Source organism: Streptomyces sp. NPDC005004, assembly GCF_053600675.1.
This window is the reverse complement of sequence record NZ_JBSGAH010000021.1, coordinates 50,286-69,719: the sequence shown is the minus strand read 5'-3', so window position 1 is coordinate 69,719 and position 19,434 is coordinate 50,286. Positions and strand designations below refer to the sequence as shown.

Sequence of the window (19,434 nt, the reverse complement as noted above, 5' to 3'; positions counted from 1 at the left end):
GGAACCGTTCAGTCGAGGCCGGACCGCCGTAGCAACCGGTAACCGCGGCCCCGCCACCGGCACAGCCAGTGCCGCAGCCGTCGCCCCGCGCTCATCGGGCGGCCCCCTCGCGCGGCGCACCCCCGGTGACCAGGGCATCCGCCGCGGGCGCGGGCAGCCCCGGCTGTACGTCGAAGGCGCCGCCGAGCCCGGTGGTGCGCAGCAGCCGCAGGAACTCCTCGCTGTCCGCGACCAGCCGCAGCCTGCCCCGCCGGTCCCGGGTCCGGTTGCGGGTCCGGCACAGCACGCCGAGCCCGGTGCAGTCGATGAACTCCACGGGGCGCAGATCCAGCACCAGATCCGGATGTTCCCGCGCGGTGAGCGTGTCGAGCCGTGCCGCCCACTCCGGCGCCGTGAGCAGGTCGATCTCACCGCGCAGGGCCACGACGGTCGCCGCGTCGGCCGCCGTCTCCGGTCCGCCGGACCGGGTCTCGTCACGCATCGTGTGGTTCTCGGACATACGACGAGCGAACCGGAAACCCCCACCGGTCCGGAAGGGCTGTTCGGCCCCACCTGCCCACCCACCCGGCACCGCGTGAAACCGCCGCCGAGCGCCGCACGCCCCGCGCGGAAGCGGGTGGTCCCCGGGCGGACGCCACGGGCGCCGCCGTACGGCACGCGCCTCTGACCGGCCCCGCCCCCGCCCGGCCACCCCCGTGGGCCACCCGGCCCAAGCGCGTCGGCCCATCTCGCGCGATGGTGGAAGTGCGGAGCCGTATCCGGTACCCGCGCACCGGGCGACGACGGTGAGGAGCGAGTGGCATGAAGGGCTATGTCTTCGAGGGGCCGGGCCAGGCGTCCTGGCAAGACGTGCCGGACCCCGCGATCAAGGAGCCGACCGACGCGATCGTGAAGGTCGGTGTGGTCACCATCTGCGGCACCGACCTGCACATTCTCAAGGGCGACGTGCCCGAGGTGCCCCCCGGGACCGTGCTGGGGCACGAGGCCGTCGGGGAGGTCGTCGACATCGGCGGCGACGTGCGCACCGTACGGCCCGGCGACCGCGTGCTGCTGTCCTGCATCACCTCCTGCGGCCGCTGCCGGTTCTGCCGCGAGAGCCGTTACGGCCAGTGCCAGGGCGGAGGCGGCTGGATCCTCGGGCACCTCGTCGACGGCACGCAGGCCGAGTACGTCCGCGTCCCGTACGCCGACCTCTCCGTCCACCCGCTGCCCGCGACCGTGCGCGGCGAGGACGCCGTGCTGCTCGCGGACATCTTCCCCACCTCCTACGAGGTCGGGGTCCTCAACGGGCAGGTGCGCCCCGGCGACACGGTGGTGATCGTCGGCGCGGGTCCGATCGGGCTCGCGGCGATCATCACCGCGCGGATGTTCAGCCCCGAGCGGATCATCGTGGTGGACCTGGCCCGGTCCCGCCTGGACGCGGCCCGGCGGCTCGGCGCGGACGCCGTCGTCCTGGCCGACGAGGACCCCGGACAGCTCGTGGACGACCTCACCGGCGGGCTCGGCGCCGACGTGGTCCTGGAAGCGGTCGGCGTGCCGGAGACCTTCGAGCTGTGCACCCGGCTGGTACGGCCCGGCGGCCGTGTCGCCAACATCGGCGTGCACGGCGCCCCCGCCACCCTGCACCTGGAGGACCTGTGGAGCAGGGACGTGACGATCACGACCGGCCTGGTGGACACGTACTCCACCCCGACGCTGCTGCGCATGATGGCGGCCGGCGGTCTGCCGACCGGTGAGCTGGTCACCCACACCTTCCCGCTGGACGACATGGAGGAGGCGTACGACGTCTTCGCGCACGCCGCCGAGACGGCCGCGCTGAAGGTGGTACTCGGTGCGGAGCGCTACGAGGTAGTCCCCACGGACTCCACGGCATCCACGGGCTCCCCGGGCTCCCCGGGCTCCCAGGACTGAGCGGGACCCGCGGGCCCCGCGACGGCCGCCGTACACACGACCAGGCGAGAGCAGAGGTGACGGACGTGACCGAGCCGACCGGACGGACGACCACACCCCCGGACGCGGCGGACGTGTCCGGGACGCCCCGGGGCGACCTGGGCCGACGGCTCGCGGCCCGGCGCGCGCAGCTCGGGCTGACGCGGGAGGAGGCGGCGGAGCGCGCGGGCATGGCGTCCGGTTATCTCCGCTATCTGGAGGGCCATCCCGAGGCCGCGCCGGGCGCCGAGGTGCTGCTCAGGCTGGCCGACGCGCTGGAGACGACGGTGCCCGACCTGACCGGCGGCACCGTCGACCAGCCGCCGGGACCCGGGCAGGCGGCCCGCGGCGCCCGGTTCGAGTCGATCGGCACCGAGGAGTGCCGGGCCCTGCTCGGCGACCACGGGGTCGGCAGGCTCGCGGTCGTTCCGGAGGACGGCCCGGTGGTCGTGCCCGTGAACTACACCGTGGTGGACAACACGATCGTCTTCCGGACCGCCGCCAACGCCACACCCGCGCTCGCGGACGGCGAGCGGGTGGCCTTCGAGGTGGACCGGATCGACGACGCCTTCAGCCGGGGCTGGAGCGTGCTCGTGCGCGGCGACGCCCACATCGTGACCGACCCCGGCGAACGCGAGGAGCTGGCCGAACGCGCCTATTCGGGCCCCTGGGCGGGCGGCACGCGGGACGTGTGGGTGCGGCTCGCCCCGGACGCGGTGACAGGTCGGCGCATCACGGCGTGAGCGGCGCCGCCCCTCCCGCTCAGTCCTCCAGAGCCAGGTCGTCCAGCAGCACCCCGGTGACGAGTCCCGGCCGGATCCGCACCGCGTAGTCCATCCCCTGCTGCGGCGCCCACGGCACCAACAGGGCCCGGATGCGGGCGAGTTCGGCCGGGTCGGTGACCAGCCGGGCGTACCCGGTGACCACCACGCTCCAGCCGAGGTGGGTCTCGGGGTCGATGGCGTCCGCCTCGTAGGCGACGACCACCCCGCCCCCGCCGTCCCGCAGTGCCTGCGAGGTGAGTGCCGCGCCCTCGTGGGTGCGGATGACGATGTCGCCGCCGTCCAGCACGTGGTTGACCGGGCGGACGGTGGGCAGCGCGTCCTGTGTAAAAACGATTCTGCCGAGGGACACGCTGCCCAGCAGCCGCAGTGCCTCGGCCCGGTCGAGGTCGGCACGTCGGCGCGCCGGGCGCTGGTCGCAGGGCACGGGTTGCTTCTTCATGGACACGGCTCTCCGGTCGGCCGTCGGCGCCCGGGGAGGGTGGGGCGGCGCCTCGTGGGCGGAGCGGCACCGCGGGGGACCGGTGCCGCTCCTCGGTCCACTGTGGTCCACCGCCTGCCGCCCTTCCAGTGCCGTTCGGCCCTGGGTTGACGGGCCGGTCGATCCTCCCCCTCCCCCACCTGGCGGAGGCCGGACGCCCTGTCGCACGCGTGCGACCACGCGGGTCCGCCGGGTGGTCACCGGGTCGCCGGTTCCGCGTACCGGGGCCCACCGGGGACCGATACGGTGGAGACGACGACCTGGACGGTGCCGGGTTCGCGCGCCGAGGGACGTGGAGGAACGTGGTGGCAAGCTCCAAGGAGCCCCGCGTGCTGCTGCCGCAACTGAAGCTCGACGAGCTGCTGGAGGAGTTGCAGGCCCGGATCGACGCGGCCAGGGGCACCCGGGACCGCGTGCACAGCCTGCTGGAGGCGGTGCTCAGCGTCGGGCGCGAACTCGACCTGGAGCAGGCGCTGCACTCCATCGTGGAGGCGGCGGCGGTGCTGGTCGACGCCGAGTACGCGGCGCTGGGCGTCATCGGCCCCGACGGCCGTACGCTCTCCGCCTTCCACACCGTCGGCGTCTCGGACGAGAAGATCACCGAGATCGGCCCCTACCCGCAGGGCCACGGCATCCTCGGCGAGCTGATCCGCCACCCCGAGCCGCTGCGCCTGTCGAAGATCTCCGAGCACCCGGCGTCGTACGGCTTCCCGCCCAACCACCCCCCGATGCAGAGCTTCCTCGGAGTGCCCATCCGGGTCCGCGACCAGGTGTTCGGCAATCTGTACCTCACCGAGAAGCGCGGCGGGGCGGAGTTCGACGAGGAGGACGAGTCGGTCCTGTCCACCCTGGCCGTCGCGGCCGGGGTCGCCATCGACAACGCCCGGCTGTACGAGGACTCGCGGCTGCGCGAGCGCTGGCTGCTGGCGAACGCGGAGATCACCCACCGGCTGATGCTCGGCAGCGAGCGCGCCGAGGCCCTCGACCTGATCGCCGAGCGCGCCCGGGACATCACCGGCTCGGCGCTGGCCGCCGTGGCGATGCCGGTGGAGAACACCGTCTCGCTGACCGTGGAGATCGCCGTGGGGGCGGGCGCGGAGGCGCACCGGGGACTCGTCCAGCCGCTCGACGAGGGGCTGATGGGGCTCGCGTACTCCTCCGCCGTGCCGGTGACCAGCGACGACATCACGCGGGACGACCGGATAGACGCCGACCCGACGCTCTTCAAGGGGCTCGGTCCCGCCGTGGCCGTGCCCATCGGCACCGGCGAGGGCGGGATGCGCGGTGTGGTGCTGCTGGCGCGCGAGGCGGGGGCGTCGCCGTTCTCGGAGAAGGAGACCGAGCTGCTCCAGGGCTTCGCCGGGCAGGCCGCGCTCGCGATGGAGCTGGCCGAACGCCGTCAGGACGCGCAGCAGCTCGCGGTGCTCGAAGACCGCGACCGGATCGCGCGCGACCTGCACGACCTGGCCATCCAGCGGCTGTTCGCCACCGGGATGACCCTCCAGAGCGCGGGCCGCTTCATCGAGCACCCGAAGGCGGCCGAGCGGGTGCTGCGCGCGGTGGACGACCTGGACGAGACCATCAAGATCATCCGCTCGACCATCTTCGGTCTGCGCACCCGCGACGGCGCGACCGGCAGCGGGCTGCGGTCGCGGGTCGTGCGGATCGCCGGGGAGGCGGCGCCCGTGCTGGGCTTCGCGCCCGGGGTGCGCATGGAGGGGCTGATCGACACCGAGGTGCCGGCGGCGATCGCCGACGACGTGGTGGCCGTCCTCTCCGAGGCCCTCACCAACATCGCCCGGCACGCCCGCGCCGACCGCGCCGACGTGCTGCTCACCACCGACGGCCGCGAGGTCCGGCTGCGGGTCTCGGACAACGGCGTCGGCGTCCCCTCCGGCGGCCGCCGCAGCGGGCTGCGCAACATGGCCGAGCGGGCGGAGCAGTCGGGCGGACGGCTGGAGACGGCGACGCCGGAGGGCGGCGGCACCGTGGTGGACTGGCGGGTGCCGCTCCCCGTCACCTGAGGCTCACGCCGGGAGCCGGGGCTCACGCGTGGGCGCGCAGCGCGACGAGGGCCGTGTCGAGGTGGTCGGCGGTGCGGGGGCGGTTGTACGGCAGCTTGCCGAGGACGACGGCCATGCCGCAGGTGTTGGTGAGCGCGGAGAAGACGAGCCCGCCCGCGATCGCGGCCGACAGGAGTGGGAAGGCCGGGTGCACGAGCCACCCGAGCACCAGTCCGAGGAGCACCAGCGTGCCCGCCGTGAAGCGGACCTGGCGTTCCATCCCCCACACCGCCCTGGCCTCGGCGGCGGGCGGCACGGTCAGCTCGTACCCCCGCGCGGCCCAGGCTCCGGTGCCGCCCTCCAGGGTCGCGGTCACGATCCCCTGCTCCGCCAGCAACCGGCTCGCGCTCTCCGCCCGCGCCCCCGAGGCGCACACCACGAGCACCTCCCCGTGCCGCGCGGCCTGCTCGATCTCGGGCAGCGCCCGCCGCACCTGGTCCAACGGGACGTTGAGGGCACCGGGCAGATGCCCCGAGCCGTACTCGCCCGCCGTACGCACGTCGATCACGATGAACTCGTCCAGCCGCGCGCGGACCTGCTCGGTGCCGAGAACGACCGGGGTGGGGAAATTGGCCATGGCCGGAATGTACGGTACGGGCGGCGGGAAAGCGCCCTGTGGCGGGTACGGCTTCATGGAGCGTTCACGGTCGGCGCGCACGGCCCCACCGGGCACGGCATCTCACTCGGACTGCGCCGGCGCCGGTCGCCCGCGGCCACCACCGCCGGGCCCGGTCGGAGGGCGGCCACCCCACCCCCGATGAGGCGTTTCCTCCCGGTTCGGGCGGAGCGAATCCACCCGGACCGGGTAGGGGAAGGCCATGGACAGCTTCGAGGTGGACGCGGCACTGCAGGAGGCGCTCGACCGCCTCACCCTGTTGAACCAGACCGGCGCCGTCCTGGCGAGCACCCTGGACGCGGTCAAGGGGCTGCGCCGGATGTGCCGGGTCCTCGTCCCCGCGCTGGCCGACTGGAGCGTCGCCGACGTCATGGACGAGGCCGGGCGGCTGGAGCGCGTCTGCGTCACCCATCACGACCCGCACACCCCGGTCACGGGGCTCACCGGCGTCCTGCCCGCCGTACGCGAGGACTCCGACGGCCCCTGGGCCCGGGTGCTGCGCGGTTCGGGCGCCCTGCTGCTGACCCCCGGGGAGTTCGTCCCGGAGAGCGCGCCGAGCGATCCGCTGCACGCGATCAACTCCACGCTGTTCCGGCGCATGGGCGGGGCGTCCGGCGTCGTGGCGCCGCTGCGGGCCCGGCGCCGTATCCTCGGCGCGCTGACCCTGGGCCGCGGCCCGGACCGCCCGCCCCTGACGGAGGGCGACCTGGACCTCGTGGAGGGGCTCGCCCACCGCGCCGCGCTGTACGTCGACAACGCGCGTCTGCACGCCGAGGTGCAGACCATCGCCGAGCGCATGCAGCGCTCGCTGCTGCCGGCCCTGCCGGTGGTGGACGGTCTGCGGATCGCCGCGCGCTACTCCCCCGCGACCTCCACCGCGCAGATCGGCGGGGACTGGTACGACAGTTTCGTACTGCCCGGCGGCGACACCACTCTCATCATCGGCGATGTGACGGGCCATGACCTCCAGGCCGCGGTGACGATGAGCCAGATCCGCAACATGCTCCGGGGCATCGCCTGCGACCGCCAGGAGCCCCCCGGACACATTCTGCGCCGCCTGGACCTCGCCATCGCCGCCCTCAATCCGCACCAGACGGCCACCTGTGTGTACGCCCTGCTCAAGGGCCCCGGCGACGACGGCCGCCACACCCTGCACTGGAGCCGGGCCGGCCATCTGCCGCCGTTGCTGGTGAGCGCGGGCGGCGACACGAGGTATCTGGAGGACGCGCACGGCATGGTGCTCGGGGTCGACCCGGCGGCCCTCCGGTCGAGCGCGTCGATCCCGCTGCCGCCCGGCGGCACCCTCCTGCTCTACACCGACGGTCTGGTGGAGCGCCGCAGCGAGCCCCTCGACCACAGCCTCACCCGGCTGCGCCAGCACGCGGCGGCCCTGGTCGACCAGGGCCTGGACACGATGTGCGACGAGCTGATGGCGGGGATGCTGCCCAACGGCAGCGACGACGTCGCGCTGATCGCCCTCCGCCTGCCGAGGTGAGGCGGAGGGCGATCGGCGGACCGCACGGACGGGCCGTCAGGCGTGGAGCAGCTTGTTGAAGAAGGTGCGGTACTGCTGGAGCGCCACCCGCAGCCCCTCCGTCTCGACCTCCTGGCCCCGGCTCCACTGGGCTTCGAGTTCCTTCTTGTGGTCGGCGAAGGTCTCGGCCAGGGACTGGATGACCTCGGCCACCAGCGCGTCGGCCGAGTGGACCGCGTCCTTCGGGTCGTCCACGAAGGTGCCCTGGATGCGCGTCCAGCGCTCGCGGTAGTCCTCCGCCTCCTTGGGCTCGATCAGCGGCTCGGCGTCCGGCTCGGGCGTTCGCTCGGCCCGGCCGCCGGGCTGCCGGTCCTCGGCGCCCCCGGCACCCTCGGCCGTCGCCCGCCCATCCGGCATGGCGGTGCCCTCGCCCGGATAGGCGGGCGGCGTCTCGGGCGCGGCGCGGCGCTCGGGGTGCGCCAGGTCCTCGGTGGTCAGTCCGGTGTCGGTGGCGTCGGAGTGGGTGTGGTGCGACATGGCGGGTTTCCCTTCCTTGTCCTCGGGCGTACGGTCAGGCAGCGTGCGGCGAGTCCCCGCGCCGGTGCGTACCGCCGGTGCCGTCGCTGCCGCCTAGCAGTTCCTGGAACAGGGCGCGGTAGTGCACCATGGCGCCGCGCAGTTCCTCGGTGGTCGCCTCGCCCTGCTCGTTGCGTCGGCTGACGTCGTGGGCGGCGCGGTAGTGCTCCAGCGTGTTCGCATGCTCCACGGAGAGATCCTTGAGCCGCTGCTCGAAGCCTTCCGTCGGGTAGCCGCGGTCCCGCATCAGCTGGGTGACCAGCCGGTCGGCGTCCGTGACGCTGCGGTCCGGGTGGTCCACGAAGTCCTGCTGGGCCTTGTCCCAGTCCTCGGTGTACCGCTCACGGGCGCCCGGGGGCAGTTCGCGGATGTCGAGGTCGCGGTGCCGCTTCTCCCGGGAGTGCAGCTCGCGCTCGGCGGCCAGCCTGCCGTCGCCGGAGCGTACGGCCCTGTCGTACTCGGGTCCGAAGCGCTCGCGCAGCCGGCGGCGGCGTACCACGAAGAAGACGACCAAGGTGATCAGCGCCAGGATGACCACGATGGGGACGATGATGGCGATCAGCGTTTCTGTGGTGGACATGGGACCTCCCCATGGGTCCGTCGACGAGTGCGATCCGGTGACGAGTCCCGTCGCCTGACGGGGTTCCGTCGTTCCCCCTCCGACTGCCCCCGGCCCCCTCGGGCACACCTGCCGCGTGTGCCGGTGGGCGGCGGGGGGCGGGGGCGTGGTTGCGCCGGCCCCGTCCGGGTACGCGGGGCGCGCCGGAGCCTCGCGGACCGTTCAAGGGCTTGTCCGCGGACCGGCCGCGGGCTCCGTCCCTCGGCGACAGCGGGAGGCTCTCATGCGGCAACGGCGTTCCCCGGCGAATCCGGCAGGCGTTCCGCGTTCGCGTTCCGGCCTGGTCGGCCGTCGCTGGGAGCGCACCGGCAGCGAGCCCGTCAGGGCCCGCAGCGCGCTGAAGCTGCGCCTCGTCCTCAGCGCGATCGGCGTGCTGGCGTTCCTGTTCGGCACGGTCGTCTTCGGCGTGTGGGCGAGCAGGTCGACGCCGGTCAGCAATCCGAGCGCGATGGAGCTGAGCGTCCTGGCCGCCATCTGCGCCGTCTTCGCGCTGCTCGGACTCGTGGACCTCGTGGTCGTCCTGCGGCGCCGCGCGCGGGAGCGGGACGGCTGGCCCCGGGAGGAGGAGACGCTGTGACCGGGACGGACCCCTCGTGACCGGCGCCGACGGCACGTCGTACGACGCGACGCCCTACCTTCCGGGACCACGCGCCGGTCTGCCCGGGCTGCGCCGGGCGGCCGCCGAGTGCCATGGCTGCCCGCTGTACCGGGACGCCACGCGGACCGTCTTCGGGGAGGGCGAGGCGGGCGCGCGGCTGATGCTCGTCGGCGAGCAGCCCGGGGACCAGGAGGACCGGCAGGGCCGGCCGTTCGTCGGACCGGCGGGCGGGGTCCTGGAGCGGGCGCTCGCGGACGCGGGACTCGACCCCGGGTGCGCCTACGTCACCAACGCGGTCAAGCATTTCAAGTTCACCGTCCAGCCGGGCCGCAAGCGCCGTGTCCACAAGGCGCCGAGCCTGCGCGAGACGATGGCCTGCCGGCCCTGGCTGGCGGCCGAACTCCGGGTGGTCGCACCAAAGATCGTGGTCGCGCTCGGCGCGACGGCGGGCAAGGCGCTGCTCGGCCCGGACTTCCGGGTCACCCGGGACCGCGGCACGCTGCTGCCCTGGCCCGGCCTCGACGGAGACGGCGCGTCCGGCGGAAAGGCGTCCGAAGCGGGCGTCCGCGGTCTGGTCGCGACGATCCATCCCTCGGCGGTCCTGCGCGCGGACGACCGGGAGGCGGTGTACGGCGGCCTGGTCTCGGACCTCGCACTGGTCGCGGAACTCATCGGACCCTGAGGGTGGTGGTGAGGGCCGCGGCGACGGTGACCAGGGACGCGAAGGGCACCATCACCACCCGCACCAGGTCCGTCGCGCGCGTCAGGCGGCACCGGCGGCAGCCGGGGCGAGGGACGGGCGACGACGGTTCGTCGTCGCCCGCGTGCCCCGGGAGCAGGAGCACACGGCACCACGGGCAGTCGTCGTCGCGACAGTCGAGCCGGAACCAGTGCACCTCACCGGGTGCTCGGCGGTCGCTCTCCTGCCCGTGCGCGCCGTCCCTCATACCTCACGTAACGGCGACGCCCTGGGGAGAGGTTGCGGTCGATGACGGCCGCACGGTCGTTCTGCATATGCCTGAGCGACGCCCGAACGACCCTACGGCGGCTTCGGGAGGCTCCGCCGATCGGGTGCGGTGCGTGTGCCGCCCGGGGTGCACCGGGCTGTCCGGACGCTGGACCGGCGCGCGCCGGGCTAGGTGTATGACCAGAAGCGGCGAGGGAGCGGTGCGCGATGGGCTCGAACGGCTCGACAGGCTCGGCGGGCACGAGGCGGGGCGAGCGGATCGCCGATGCGCTGGACACACGGCTGCCGGTGTACGAGGGCGCGGGCGGACTGCTGCGCAAGGCGTTCCCCGACCACTGGTCCTTCCTGCTGGGCGAGCTGGCGCTGTACAGCCTCGTCGTGCTGCTGCTGACCGGCACCTGGCTGACCTTCTTCTTCGAGCCGGACATGGGCGAGGTCGTCTACGCCGGCGCGTACGCGCCGCTGCGCGGCACCCTGGTGTCCGCCGCCTTCGACTCCACCCTGCGGATCAGCTTCGACGTGCGCGGCGGACTGCTGGTCCGGCAGGCGCACCACTGGGCCGCGCTGGTCTTCGTCGCCGCGATCGGCGCGCACATGCTGCGGGTGTTCCTCACGGGCGCATTCCGCCGGCCCCGGGAGGCGAACTGGATGGTCGGCGTGACGCTGCTCGTGCTCGCGCTGGCCGAGGGCTTCGCCGGTTACTCGCTCCCCGACGATCTGCTCTCCGGTACCGGGCTGCGCATCGCGCAGGGCATCATGCAGTCGATTCCGCTGGTGGGCACCTATGTGGCGATGTTCGCCTTCGGCGGCCAGTTCCCGGGCCACGACATCGTCTCCCGGCTGTATCCGGTGCACATCCTGCTGGTGCCGGGCGTGCTGATCGCGCTGGTGACGGTGCATCTGCTCCTGGTGTTCCACCTCAAGCACACCCAGTGGCGCGGCCCCGGGCGCACCAACCGCGACGTCGTCGGCAGACCCCTCTTCCCGCAGTTCGCGGCCTCCTCGATCGGGCTGTCCCTGATCACGGCGGGGGTGCTGTTCGTGCTGGCGGCCGTGGCGCAGATCAACCCGGTGTGGCTGTTCGGCCCGTACCGTCCGGACCAGGTGTCGACCGGCTCGCAGCCGGACTGGTACGTCGGGTTCCTGGAGGGCGCGCTGCGGCTGATGCCACCGTGGGAGACGAACGTCGCCGGGCACACCTTCATGGGGAACGTGCTGATCCCGGCCGTGGTGCTGCCCGGCGTGATCTTCATGCTGCTCTACGCCTACCCCTTCGTGGAGCAGCGGCTGACGGGCGAGGGGCGGCGGGAGCGGCACCTGGCCGACCGGCCGCGCGAGCGCCCGGTGCGCACCGGGATCGGCGTGGCCGCCGTGGTCTTCTACGGCGTCCTGCTGCTCGCGGGGGCCAACGACATCATCGCGCAGAGCTTCCGGGTCTCGGTGAACGCGCTGACCTGGATCCTGCGCGTCGCCCTGGTGCTGGGACCGGTGCTCGCGTTCCTCGTGACCCGCGGCGTGTGCCGCGCCCTGCTGGACGCGGAGCGCGAGGAACTGGCGGAGGGCACGGAGAGCGGGGAGGTGCGACAGGGGCTGACCGGCGGCTACGAGAGCGACCACCGGCCGGTGGAGAGGTTCCGCCCGGGAGCGCCGAGGCGGCTCAGCGCTCCGCCGCGTACTGGAACACCAGACCGAGGACCCCGCGAGCCAGAACGCCACAGCCGATGAGGAACAGCCACAGCCCGAAGACGACACCGGTCGCGGTCAGCGCGAACCCGAACCCGGTGACGACGGGCCAGACGCTGGCGGGCGGGAAGAACGCCACCGGTCCGACCGTGTCGGCCACCTCCGCCCTCGTACGGTCCTGGGCGCGCGGTCCCCGGCGGTGGTACTGCACCGCGCAGAAGAACGCGATCAGCCCGGCCATCAGACAGGCGACGACCAGCGCGGCGGTGCCGGTGGGGTCGGCGGACCAGACGCCGTAGAGCGCGGCGGCGCCCGCGAAGAACAGCGCGACCCCGCCGAAGAGCATGGCCTCGGCCTTCATGTCCAGCCCTTCTCTCCGGCCCGCTGGGGGACCTCGGGGTGGTGCAGGTCGAAGGCGGGCGACTCCGAGCGGACCCGGGGCAGCGCCACGAAGTTGTGCCGGGGCGGCGGGCAGGAGGTCGTCCACTCCAGGCCGCGGCCGTACCCCCAGGGGTCGTCCAGGGCGACGGTCGTGCCTTTCGTGGTGGTGCGCCACACGTTGTAGAGGAAGGGGAGGGTGGAGACGCCGAGCAGGAAGGCGCCGGCCGTGGAGAGGGTGTTGAGCAGGGTGAAGCCGTCTGAGGGCAGGTAGTCCGCGTACCGGCGGGGCATCCCTTCCTCGCCCAGCCAGTGCTGGACGAGGAAGGTGAGCTGGAAGCCCGGGAACAGCAGCCAGAAGTGGATCTTCCCGAGCCGTTCGTCCAGCATCTTGCCGGTGAACTTCGGCCACCAGAAGTAGAAGCCCGCGAACATCGCGAACACCACGGTGCCGAACAGCACGTAGTGCAGATGCGCCACGATGAAGTACGAGTCGGTGAGGTGGAAGTCCAGCGGCGGCGAGGCGATGAGCACTCCGCTGAGCCCGCCGAGGAGGAAGGACACCAGGAAGCCCAGCGACCACAGCATGGGCGTCTCGAACGAGATCGACCCCTTCATCATGGTGCCGATCCACGCGAAGAACTTGATGCCGGTGGGGACCGCGATGAGGAACGACATCATCGAGAAGAACGGCAGCAACACCGCTCCGGTCGCGAACATATGGTGCGCCCACACCACCGCGGACAACATGGTGATGCCGGTGGTGGCGCCGATCATCGGCAGGTACCCGAAGAGCGGCTTGCGGGAGAAGACCGGCAGGATCTCGGAGACGATCCCGAAGAACGGCAGCGCCACGATGTAGACCTCGGGGTGCCCGAAGAACCAGAACAGGTGCTGCCACAGCAGGGCTCCCCCGTTCGCCGCGTCGAAGACGTGCGAGCCGAACTTGCGGTCCGACTCCAGTGCGAGCAGCGCGGCCGTGAGCACCGGGAACGAGGGCAGCACCAGGATCGAGGTGAACAGCACGTTCCAGGTGAAGATGGGCATCCGGAACATGGTCATCCCGGGGGCGCGGAGACACATGATCGTGGCGATGAAGTTGACGGCCCCGAGCGTGGTCGACACACCGGTCACCACCAGCCCCATCACCCACAGATCACCGCCCGCGCCGGGCGAGTGGTACGCGCTGTTCAGGGGCGCGTACGCGAACCAGCCGAACGCGGCCGCGCCGCCGGGGACCAGGAACCCCGACACCACCATCAGTCCGCCGAACAGATACATCCAGTACGACAACGCGTTGAGCCGGGGGAAGGCCACGTCCGGCGCGCCGATCTGAAGCGGCATCACGGCGTTCGCGAAACCCGCGAACATCGGCGTCGCGAACAGCAGCATCATGATCGTGCCGTGGATGGTGACGAACTCGTTGTACGACTGCTCCGACAGCAACTGGAGCCCCGGGCGGGCGAGTTCGGCCCGCATCCCGAGCGCGAGGAGCCCGGCGAGCAGGAAGAAGCAGAACGACGTGACCATGTAGAGCCGCCCGATCACCTTGTGGTCGGTGGTCGAGGTCCATCGCAGCAGCGCGGCCCCCACCCGCGGCGGCGAGCCGGTCTCCGCCGGGCGACGCGTACCGAGCTGCGGCGACACTCCGGTCATGGCCCTCCTCGTCCGCTGCGACGCTACGACGCACCGGAGCGAATCGGGCATACGCCACGCCGGGGGCGGCCGGGCTCCCCTGGGTCTGGGTGCAAGTGGCGCTGGACAGGGTGGACTTGCCGCCCCTACACCTCCTTGCGCCCCACCCCCGCGTACACCCAGTACTCCTCCGGCTTCTCCGGCAGCCCCTCCCCCGCGTCCGGGCGCCACAGCGGAACGTGGACAAGGCCCGGGTCCGTGAGGTCGAAGCCGGTGAAGAGGGCGCGGATCTCGTCGTAGGAGCGGGGTGTCACCGGGGAGGTGGCGCGGGAGCGGTAGAGGCGGCCCACGGCGGCGGCGGTGTCGGGGCGGTCCTGGTCGGTCGCGTGGGAGAGGGCGAGCCAGCTCCCGGCGGGCAGGGCGTCGCGGTAGGCGGCGACGAGGCCGGCCGGGTCGTCCTCGGCCGGGACGAAGTGGAGGATGGTGATCATCAGTACGGCCACGGGCTGCTCGAAGTCGATCAGCTTGCCCACCTGGGGAGAGCCCAGGACGTCGGCCGGGCGCCGGATGTCGGCGTCCACGATGTCCGCGTCCGGGTTGCCGGCCAGCAGGGCCGCGCTCTGCGCGACCGCCGCGGGGTCGTGGTCGACGTACACCACCCGCGCCCCCGGACTCACCGCCTGCGCGACCTCGTGCACGTTGCCCTGCGTGGGAATCCCGGAGCCGAGGTCGATGAACTGCCGTACCCCCTGCCGGGCGAGGAACCGCACCGCCCGGCCCAGGAAGTCCCGGTTGGCCCGCGCCAGCGTCCGCACCTGGGGGTCGATCGCGGTGAACGCGGCCACCGCCTCCCGGTCCACGGCGAAGTGGTGCCGTCCGCCCAGCATCGCGTCGTACATCCGCGCCACGCTGGCCTTCCCGGGCTCCGGGCCGCCCGGTATCGGCCCCACGGTGTCGGTCATGGCAACTCCCCTTGTCGGCGGCGGCTCCTGGCGGGCCGGTACAGTCGCGCACATGGCGACACCATGGCTGCGGGCCATCGAGGACGACGGACGCACCGTGGACGATCCGACCGAGGCCACTCTGCACGACCTGCTGGCCGACATGAACCTGCGTCACCGGTTCGTGATCCTGGAGCGGCTCGACCGCGAACCGCTGGACCAGCACTACATCCAGGCGTACCTCAACGACGACATGAGTTATCAGGTCGAGTACCGCGAAGGCGGCGCGGACCGGCACTTCGGGGCCCACGTCCCCAGGCCGCACGAGCTGACCGGCCCCGAGCCGGTCGCCAAGGTGATGATCGACTGGGCGCACGACCGCCAGGGATGGCGCGAGGCGCTGCCGTGGGTCCGGATGCACCTCTAGACCGGCACGCGTGACGCCCCCCGTCGCACGGGCACGGACCGCCCCGTCAGGCCCGCAACGTCGCCCACACCGCGTTCCCGCCGGTCAGCCGCGAGCGGTCGACCCCCCAGGCGTCCGCCAGCTCCCCGACCAGCAGCAGCCCCCGCCCGCTCTCGTCGTCGAGTCCCGGCTCGCAGCGGTTCAGACCCTGGCCGGAGTAGTCGTGGTCGTGCACCTCGACGCGGAGACAGCCCGCGGAGACCAGTCCCAGACCACACAGGATGCGCACGCTCGGTGTGTGCCGCACCGCGTTGGTCGTCAGTTCGGAGACGAGCAGCACGGCGTCCGCGCACAGCTCCCCGGAGAGCCCCCAGCCGTCGATCCGCGTCCGCACACAGCGCCGGGCGACCCTGACGCTGGAGCGGTGCGAGGGTAATTCGATCCAGTGCGCCTGGTCCGGGTCGGCGACGTCCAACAGATCGGGAGAGGAAGTCGTGTGGGGGGACACGGTGGTTGCCTTCCGTCGGACGGACTCGGTCGGCAGAGGGCAAGATGATCAACTTGCCTTCGGGGACGCGACGTTGACCGTGATCGAGACTGCGATTCACTCAAATAACTATGCTCGCATCGGAGTTCACCCTGCAACCGACTCCCTGATAATTTCAGGAAGCCGGGTATCCCTCTGGTTGCTTCACCAAGTGCCTGTCACAATCGTGTCGGTGACAGAGCGTCAGGAGGTTGGGCGTGAGTGAAGGGCGTGCGAACGCGGGCGGCACCAGTGCGCCCACCGTCCTGCGCATGATCCTGGGCCGACAGCTCCAGGAGCGGCGCCAGGAGGCGGGTGTGTCCCTGGAGGACGCCGCGAGGGCGCTCAGGGTCACGCCCCTGACCATCCGCCGCCTGGAGAAGGCGGACGTGGCGCTCAAGCCGCTCTACGTCGAGAAACTGCTGGAGACGTACGGCTCCGACGCGACGGAGATCGCCGAGTTCGTCGCCTTCGCCGACCGCGCCAACGAGCCCGGCTGGTGGCACACCTACCGCGACGTGCTGCCGAGCTGGTTCAGCGCGTACGTGAGCCTGGAGACCGGCGCGAGAACCCTGCGCACCTACGAACCCCACTACGTCACGGGCCTCCTGCAGACCCACAGCTACGCGCGCGCCGTACTCGCCGGCGGCTTCCCCAACGACAACGACGAGGACCTGGAGCGCCGCGTAGGACTCCGGCTGCGCCGACAGGCACTGCTGGAGAAGGCCGACGCGCCCACCCTCTGGGTCGTGATGGAGGAGGCCGTACTGCACCGGGTGGTCGGCGGCGCCGAGGTGATGCGCGAGCAGATAGACCGGCTCCTGGAAGTCTCGGAGCTGGAGCACGTCAGCGTCGACATCGTGCCGTTCACCGCCGGGGCCCATGTGGGCGCGTGCGCCCCCTTCACCTACTTCCGCTTCGAGGAACCCGAGCTTCCGGACGTCGTCTACAGCGAGATCCTCTCCGGCGCCATGTACCTCGACCAGCGTGCCGAGGTCGTCGCCCATCTCGAGGCGCACAACCGCATGTCCCTGCTGACCTCCGACACGCAGAGCAGGGCGCTCCTGAACCGCATGCGCAAGGAGTACTCATGACCACCATCGACGGCAGCTTCTACAACGGAATGCCCGCGTCGGACCTCGGTGAGCAGGGCTGGGAGTCTCCCTGGAGCGGCCCCAACGGAGGTCAGTGCGTGCAGACGAAGCAGCTCGCGGACGGCCGGATCGCGCTGCGGCAGTCGACCGATCCGGCGGGACCCGCCCTCATCTACACCCCCGAGGAGATCACCGCGTTCGTCGCGGGGGTCAAGCGGGGTCTGGCCGACCATCTGACCAGCGGCTGACTTCTCCCCCCACGTACACGCACGCACGCACCGACGACTCATCGAAAAGGAAGAGGATGACCAACTCACACGCGGCGCGGGACATCGACACCAGCAGGCCCCACTCTGCCCGCATGTACGACTACTACCTCGGCGGCAAGGACCACTTCGAGGTCGACAAGCAGGCCGCCGAGAACGTGGCGTCGGTCTACCCGGGCATCTTCACCTGTGCCCGCGAGAACCGCGCCTTCATGCACCGCGCCACCCGCGTCCTCGCCCGGGAGCACGGCATCCGGCAGTGGCTCGACATCGGCACCGGCATCCCCACCGAGCCCAACCTGCACCAGGTGGCCCAGTCCGTGGTGCCCGACGCGCGGGTGGCGTACGCCGACAACGACCCGCTCGTCCTGAAGTACGCCGAGCGTCTGATGCGCAGCACGGCGGAGGGCCGTACCACCTACATCGAGGCGGACGTCAACGACCCGCAGTCGCTCCTCGACGCCCCCGAGCTGGCCGAGGTGCTGGACTTCGGCCGCCCGATCGCGCTGTCCCTCAACGCCCTGATGCACTTCGTCCCGGACGCCCAGGACCCGTACGGCATCGTCAGCCGCCTCCTGGACGTCCTGCCCGTCGGCAGCGCGCTCGCCCTGAGCCACTGCACCCCCGACTTCGACCCCGCGACCTGGCAGAAGGTCACGGACATCTACAACAACGCCGGAACGCCGGTGCAGTTCCGCTCCCGCGAGGCCGTCGCCCGCTTCTTCGACGGCCTCGACCTCCTCGACCCCGGCATCGCGGTCGGCCACCGCTGGCGCGCCGACACGGAGCCGACGGACACCGACGCGGAGGTCAGCCTGTGGACCGGGGTGGGGATCAAGCGGTAACGCGTGCGCGGGGTACGGGCCGTGAGGCGGAGCGGAAGGGGTCAGGGCGCCCCGGGCCCCTTCCCCTCGATCTTCCCGGCCGCCTCCGCCTGCCCCACCTCCGCCCGCACCTGATCAGGCGTCAGATAGACGTGGTCGTCCTCGAAGTCCCGTAGCCGGGGCGGGTGTCCGCGCTGGAAGCCGGTGCGGACGAAATCGTCGCCCGCGACGGCGTTGAGGAGCCAGTTGACCAGGACGCGGACCTTGGCGACGTTGGTGCGCAGCGCGGACCAGTGGTAGCCACGGGCGACGATCTGGGCGAGGATGCCGCGCAGTTCGATGCCCAGCGGCCGGGAGACGGCGTCCTTGCCGCCGAGGTCGACGACGAGGCCGAGATCGTGGTGGACGTACGGCTTGAGCGGCTCGCCGCGCAGCGAGGCGATGACGTTCTCCGCGACCGCCTTGCCCTGCCGCATGGCGTGTTGGGCGGTGGGCGGGCAGATCGCGTCGTCGCCCTTCGCGAGGTCCGGCACGGCGGCGGCGTCACCGAGGGCGAACATGCCGTCCACGCCGGGCACGGTCATCTCGGCGGTCGTCCTGAGCCGCCCCCGGATCTTCTCCGCGTCGAAGGTGTCGATCAGCGGGCTGCCGACCACGCCGGCCGTCCAGATCAGTGTGTACGTCGGGATGACCCGGCCGTCGGTGAAGGTCACCCGGTCCTCCGTGACCTTCGCGACCGACACGCCCAGCGAGACGTCGACGCCCCGACGGCGCAGGATCTCCATCGCCTGCCTGCCGAGCCGGTCGCCGAGTTCGGGCATGAGCTTGGGGGCGATGTCGATGAGGTGCCAGCGGATCAGACCGGGATCCAGGCGGGGATAGCGCTCCACGGCGGCGTGGGTGAGGCGTTGCAGACAGGCCGCCGTCTCGGTGCCGGCGTAGCCGCCGCCCACGACCACGAACTGGAGGCGCGCGGCGCGTTCGTCGGGGTCGTCACTGGCGTCCGCGAGGTCGAGCTGGGAGATGACGTGGTCGCGGATGTACGCGGCCTCGGCGAGGGTCTTCATCCCGACGGCGTACTCGGTGAGACCGGGGATGTCGAAGGTGCGGGTCACGCTGCCCGGTGTGAGCACGATGTAGTCGTAGGACTCGTTGAGGATCCGGCCGGTGAGGGTCCGCACGACGCACACCTTCGCCTCGGGATCCACGCCGATGGCCTGGCCCGGGACGATCCGGGTGCGGTACTTCCTGCTCCGCCGCAGCGAGATCGCGATCGACTGCGGGGTGAGGACACCCGAGGCGACCTGGGGCAGCAGCGGGAGGTAGAGCTGGTACGAGTACGGCGTCACCAGGGTGACGTCCGCCTCCCCCCGCTCCATTTCGCGCTCCAGATGGCGGACACAACCGACTCCGGCGAAACCCGCCCCCACCACCAGGATTCTGGGTCGAGACACGGAGATCACCCCTTTCCACGGATCAGGCGGCCCGCGCCGTACGCGGCGGGAAGAACGCAGCCGACCCCTTGATCCCAGCACGTGGGGCAGGGGTGCGCGACCGGTGAGGGAGCCTGTTGCCG

Annotated in this window: 22 protein-coding genes; 11 read left to right on the top strand and 11 right to left on the bottom strand. The window is 72.1% G+C overall.

Going from position 1 to position 19,434, the window contains the following annotated elements:
- Positions 1 to 91 precede the first annotated feature (91 nt).
- Positions 92 to 499: an STAS domain-containing protein gene (locus ACWEEU_RS25840; protein ID WP_385744122.1), complete on the bottom strand. Its 408-nt coding sequence runs from the start codon at positions 497 to 499 to the stop codon at positions 92 to 94.
- 302 nt (positions 500 to 801) lie between these two features.
- Between ACWEEU_RS25840 and ACWEEU_RS25835 the strand changes: the two genes are divergently transcribed.
- Positions 802 to 1,911, top strand: a complete 1,110-nt coding sequence (locus ACWEEU_RS25835; RefSeq protein WP_451735254.1) for a zinc-dependent alcohol dehydrogenase family protein — start codon at positions 802 to 804, stop codon at positions 1,909 to 1,911.
- Positions 1,912 to 1,976: 65 nt separating this feature from the next.
- Complete coding sequence (locus tag ACWEEU_RS25830; protein ID WP_451735252.1) at positions 1,977 to 2,672, top strand: helix-turn-helix domain-containing protein; 696 nt, start codon at positions 1,977 to 1,979, stop codon at positions 2,670 to 2,672.
- Positions 2,673 to 2,691: 19 nt separating this feature from the next.
- Here the strand turns inward: ACWEEU_RS25830 and ACWEEU_RS25825 are convergent, their stop codons facing one another.
- Complete coding sequence (locus ACWEEU_RS25825) at positions 2,692 to 3,153, bottom strand: pyridoxamine 5'-phosphate oxidase family protein (RefSeq protein WP_451735250.1); 462 nt, start codon at positions 3,151 to 3,153, stop codon at positions 2,692 to 2,694.
- Positions 3,154 to 3,497: 344 nt separating this feature from the next.
- Here ACWEEU_RS25825 and ACWEEU_RS25820 point away from each other — a divergent pair, with 344 nt between their 5' ends.
- Complete coding sequence (locus ACWEEU_RS25820) at positions 3,498 to 5,216, top strand: sensor histidine kinase (protein WP_385744130.1); 1,719 nt, start codon at positions 3,498 to 3,500, stop codon at positions 5,214 to 5,216.
- Between the two features lie 22 nt (positions 5,217 to 5,238).
- On the opposite strand, the gene ACWEEU_RS25815 is transcribed toward ACWEEU_RS25820, so the two are convergent.
- Positions 5,239 to 5,832: a rhodanese-like domain-containing protein gene (locus ACWEEU_RS25815; RefSeq protein ID WP_451735248.1), complete on the bottom strand. Its 594-nt coding sequence runs from the start codon at positions 5,830 to 5,832 to the stop codon at positions 5,239 to 5,241.
- A gap of 241 nt (positions 5,833 to 6,073) precedes the next feature.
- Between ACWEEU_RS25815 and ACWEEU_RS25810 the strand changes: the two genes are divergently transcribed.
- Complete coding sequence (locus tag ACWEEU_RS25810) at positions 6,074 to 7,366, top strand: PP2C family protein-serine/threonine phosphatase (RefSeq protein ID WP_451735246.1); 1,293 nt, start codon at positions 6,074 to 6,076, stop codon at positions 7,364 to 7,366.
- 36 nt (positions 7,367 to 7,402) lie between these two features.
- Here the strand turns inward: ACWEEU_RS25810 and ACWEEU_RS25805 are convergent, their stop codons facing one another.
- A complete protein-coding gene (locus tag ACWEEU_RS25805) occupies positions 7,403 to 7,882 on the bottom strand; it encodes a hypothetical protein (protein ID WP_385744135.1) in 480 nt (159 codons plus the stop codon).
- Positions 7,883 to 7,916: 34 nt separating this feature from the next.
- On the bottom strand, positions 7,917 to 8,501 hold the full coding sequence (locus ACWEEU_RS25800) for a hypothetical protein (RefSeq protein WP_451735244.1): 585 nt from the start codon (positions 8,499 to 8,501) through the stop codon (positions 7,917 to 7,919).
- A gap of 262 nt (positions 8,502 to 8,763) precedes the next feature.
- Between ACWEEU_RS25800 and ACWEEU_RS25795 the strand changes: the two genes are divergently transcribed.
- Both ACWEEU_RS25795 and ACWEEU_RS25790 read left to right on the top strand, forming a co-directional pair.
- Positions 8,764 to 9,117, top strand: a complete 354-nt coding sequence (locus ACWEEU_RS25795; protein WP_385746351.1) for a DUF6343 family protein — start codon at positions 8,764 to 8,766, stop codon at positions 9,115 to 9,117.
- 16 nt (positions 9,118 to 9,133) lie between these two features.
- Positions 9,134 to 9,820 carry a UdgX family uracil-DNA binding protein gene (locus tag ACWEEU_RS25790; protein WP_385746353.1) on the top strand — a complete coding sequence of 229 codons (687 nt, stop codon included), beginning with the start codon at positions 9,134 to 9,136 and terminating at the stop codon, positions 9,818 to 9,820.
- On the opposite strand, the gene ACWEEU_RS25785 is transcribed toward ACWEEU_RS25790, so the two are convergent.
- Complete coding sequence (locus tag ACWEEU_RS25785; protein ID WP_385746355.1) at positions 9,807 to 10,085, bottom strand: hypothetical protein; 279 nt, start codon at positions 10,083 to 10,085, stop codon at positions 9,807 to 9,809. The two genes, ACWEEU_RS25790 and ACWEEU_RS25785, sit on opposite strands and share 14 nt — an antisense overlap.
- 227 nt (positions 10,086 to 10,312) lie before the next feature.
- Here ACWEEU_RS25785 and qcrB point away from each other — a divergent pair, with 227 nt between their 5' ends.
- The gene (qcrB, locus tag ACWEEU_RS25780; RefSeq protein ID WP_451735241.1) at positions 10,313 to 11,830 is read left to right on the top strand and encodes a cytochrome bc1 complex cytochrome b subunit; all 1,518 of its coding nucleotides are present in this window, start codon (positions 10,313 to 10,315) and stop codon (positions 11,828 to 11,830) included.
- Here qcrB and ctaF read toward each other — a convergent pair.
- The 3 genes from ctaF to ACWEEU_RS25765 form a co-directional block, all read right to left on the bottom strand.
- Entirely contained in the window at positions 11,763 to 12,149 is a 387-nt protein-coding gene (ctaF, locus tag ACWEEU_RS25775; RefSeq protein ID WP_385746359.1) for an aa3-type cytochrome oxidase subunit IV, read from the bottom strand. The two genes, qcrB and ctaF, sit on opposite strands and share 68 nt — an antisense overlap.
- Entirely contained in the window at positions 12,146 to 13,822 is a 1,677-nt protein-coding gene (gene ctaD / locus ACWEEU_RS25770; protein WP_451735239.1) for an aa3-type cytochrome oxidase subunit I, read from the bottom strand. Before ctaD ends, ctaF begins: the two co-directional genes overlap by 4 nt.
- Positions 13,823 to 13,947: 125 nt before the next feature.
- Positions 13,948 to 14,763 (bottom strand): SAM-dependent methyltransferase, encoded by an 816-nt coding sequence (locus tag ACWEEU_RS25765; protein WP_451735238.1) that lies wholly within the window; start codon positions 14,761 to 14,763, stop codon positions 13,948 to 13,950.
- A 52-nt stretch (positions 14,764 to 14,815) separates the two neighbouring features.
- On the opposite strand from ACWEEU_RS25765, the gene ACWEEU_RS25760 reads away from it, so the two are divergent.
- Positions 14,816 to 15,169, top strand: coding sequence for a hypothetical protein (locus ACWEEU_RS25760; RefSeq protein ID WP_451735236.1), 354 nt, complete (start codon positions 14,816 to 14,818; stop codon positions 15,167 to 15,169).
- Positions 15,170 to 15,215: 46 nt separating this feature from the next.
- On the opposite strand, the gene ACWEEU_RS25755 is transcribed toward ACWEEU_RS25760, so the two are convergent.
- Positions 15,216 to 15,656 (bottom strand): ATP-binding protein, encoded by a 441-nt coding sequence (locus tag ACWEEU_RS25755; RefSeq protein WP_385746367.1) that lies wholly within the window; start codon positions 15,654 to 15,656, stop codon positions 15,216 to 15,218.
- Positions 15,657 to 15,892: 236 nt separating this feature from the next.
- On the opposite strand from ACWEEU_RS25755, the gene ACWEEU_RS25750 reads away from it, so the two are divergent.
- Genes ACWEEU_RS25750 through ACWEEU_RS25740 form a run of 3 tightly spaced genes read left to right on the top strand, consistent with a single transcriptional unit; the run spans position 15,893 to position 17,879 of the window.
- On the top strand, positions 15,893 to 16,768 hold the full coding sequence (locus tag ACWEEU_RS25750) for a helix-turn-helix domain-containing protein (protein WP_451735234.1): 876 nt from the start codon (positions 15,893 to 15,895) through the stop codon (positions 16,766 to 16,768).
- The gene (locus ACWEEU_RS25745; RefSeq protein WP_385746371.1) at positions 16,765 to 17,016 is read left to right on the top strand and encodes a DUF397 domain-containing protein; all 252 of its coding nucleotides are present in this window, start codon (positions 16,765 to 16,767) and stop codon (positions 17,014 to 17,016) included. The genes ACWEEU_RS25750 and ACWEEU_RS25745 overlap by 4 nt, the downstream gene beginning before the upstream one ends.
- A gap of 56 nt (positions 17,017 to 17,072) precedes the next feature.
- Positions 17,073 to 17,879 carry an SAM-dependent methyltransferase gene (locus ACWEEU_RS25740; protein ID WP_385746373.1) on the top strand — a complete coding sequence of 269 codons (807 nt, stop codon included), beginning with the start codon at positions 17,073 to 17,075 and terminating at the stop codon, positions 17,877 to 17,879.
- A 41-nt stretch (positions 17,880 to 17,920) separates the two neighbouring features.
- Here the strand turns inward: ACWEEU_RS25740 and ACWEEU_RS25735 are convergent, their stop codons facing one another.
- The gene (locus ACWEEU_RS25735; RefSeq protein ID WP_451735231.1) at positions 17,921 to 19,321 is read right to left on the bottom strand and encodes an NAD(P)/FAD-dependent oxidoreductase; all 1,401 of its coding nucleotides are present in this window, start codon (positions 19,319 to 19,321) and stop codon (positions 17,921 to 17,923) included.
- Positions 19,322 to 19,434 lie beyond the last annotated feature (113 nt).

Bases quoted from the DNA above. Each gene is read 5' to 3' on its own strand.
- ACWEEU_RS25815 (WP_451735248.1), bottom strand. From the start codon at position 5,832: ATGGCCAATTTCCCCACCCCGGTCGTTCTCGGCACCGAGCAGGTCCGC.
- ACWEEU_RS25760 (WP_451735236.1), top strand. From the start codon at position 14,816: ATGGCGACACCATGGCTGCGGGCCATCGAGGACGACGGACGCACCGTG.
- ACWEEU_RS25740 (WP_385746373.1), top strand. From the start codon at position 17,073: ATGACCAACTCACACGCGGCGCGGGACATCGACACCAGCAGGCCCCAC.
- ACWEEU_RS25810 (WP_451735246.1), top strand. From the start codon at position 6,074: ATGGACAGCTTCGAGGTGGACGCGGCACTGCAGGAGGCGCTCGACCGC.
- ACWEEU_RS25840 (WP_385744122.1), bottom strand. From the start codon at position 499: ATGTCCGAGAACCACACGATGCGTGACGAGACCCGGTCCGGCGGACCG.
- ctaF (WP_385746359.1), bottom strand. From the start codon at position 12,149: ATGAAGGCCGAGGCCATGCTCTTCGGCGGGGTCGCGCTGTTCTTCGCG.
- ACWEEU_RS25835 (WP_451735254.1), top strand. From the start codon at position 802: ATGAAGGGCTATGTCTTCGAGGGGCCGGGCCAGGCGTCCTGGCAAGAC.
- ACWEEU_RS25765 (WP_451735238.1), bottom strand. From the start codon at position 14,763: ATGACCGACACCGTGGGGCCGATACCGGGCGGCCCGGAGCCCGGGAAG.
- ACWEEU_RS25795 (WP_385746351.1), top strand. From the start codon at position 8,764: ATGCGGCAACGGCGTTCCCCGGCGAATCCGGCAGGCGTTCCGCGTTCG.
- ACWEEU_RS25805 (WP_385744135.1), bottom strand. From the start codon at position 7,882: ATGTCGCACCACACCCACTCCGACGCCACCGACACCGGACTGACCACC.
- ACWEEU_RS25800 (WP_451735244.1), bottom strand. From the start codon at position 8,501: ATGTCCACCACAGAAACGCTGATCGCCATCATCGTCCCCATCGTGGTC.
- ACWEEU_RS25745 (WP_385746371.1), top strand. From the start codon at position 16,765: ATGACCACCATCGACGGCAGCTTCTACAACGGAATGCCCGCGTCGGAC.
- ACWEEU_RS25785 (WP_385746355.1), bottom strand. From the start codon at position 10,085: ATGAGGGACGGCGCGCACGGGCAGGAGAGCGACCGCCGAGCACCCGGT.
- ctaD (WP_451735239.1), bottom strand. From the start codon at position 13,822: ATGACCGGAGTGTCGCCGCAGCTCGGTACGCGTCGCCCGGCGGAGACC.
- ACWEEU_RS25825 (WP_451735250.1), bottom strand. From the start codon at position 3,153: ATGAAGAAGCAACCCGTGCCCTGCGACCAGCGCCCGGCGCGCCGACGT.
- qcrB (WP_451735241.1), top strand. From the start codon at position 10,313: ATGGGCTCGAACGGCTCGACAGGCTCGGCGGGCACGAGGCGGGGCGAG.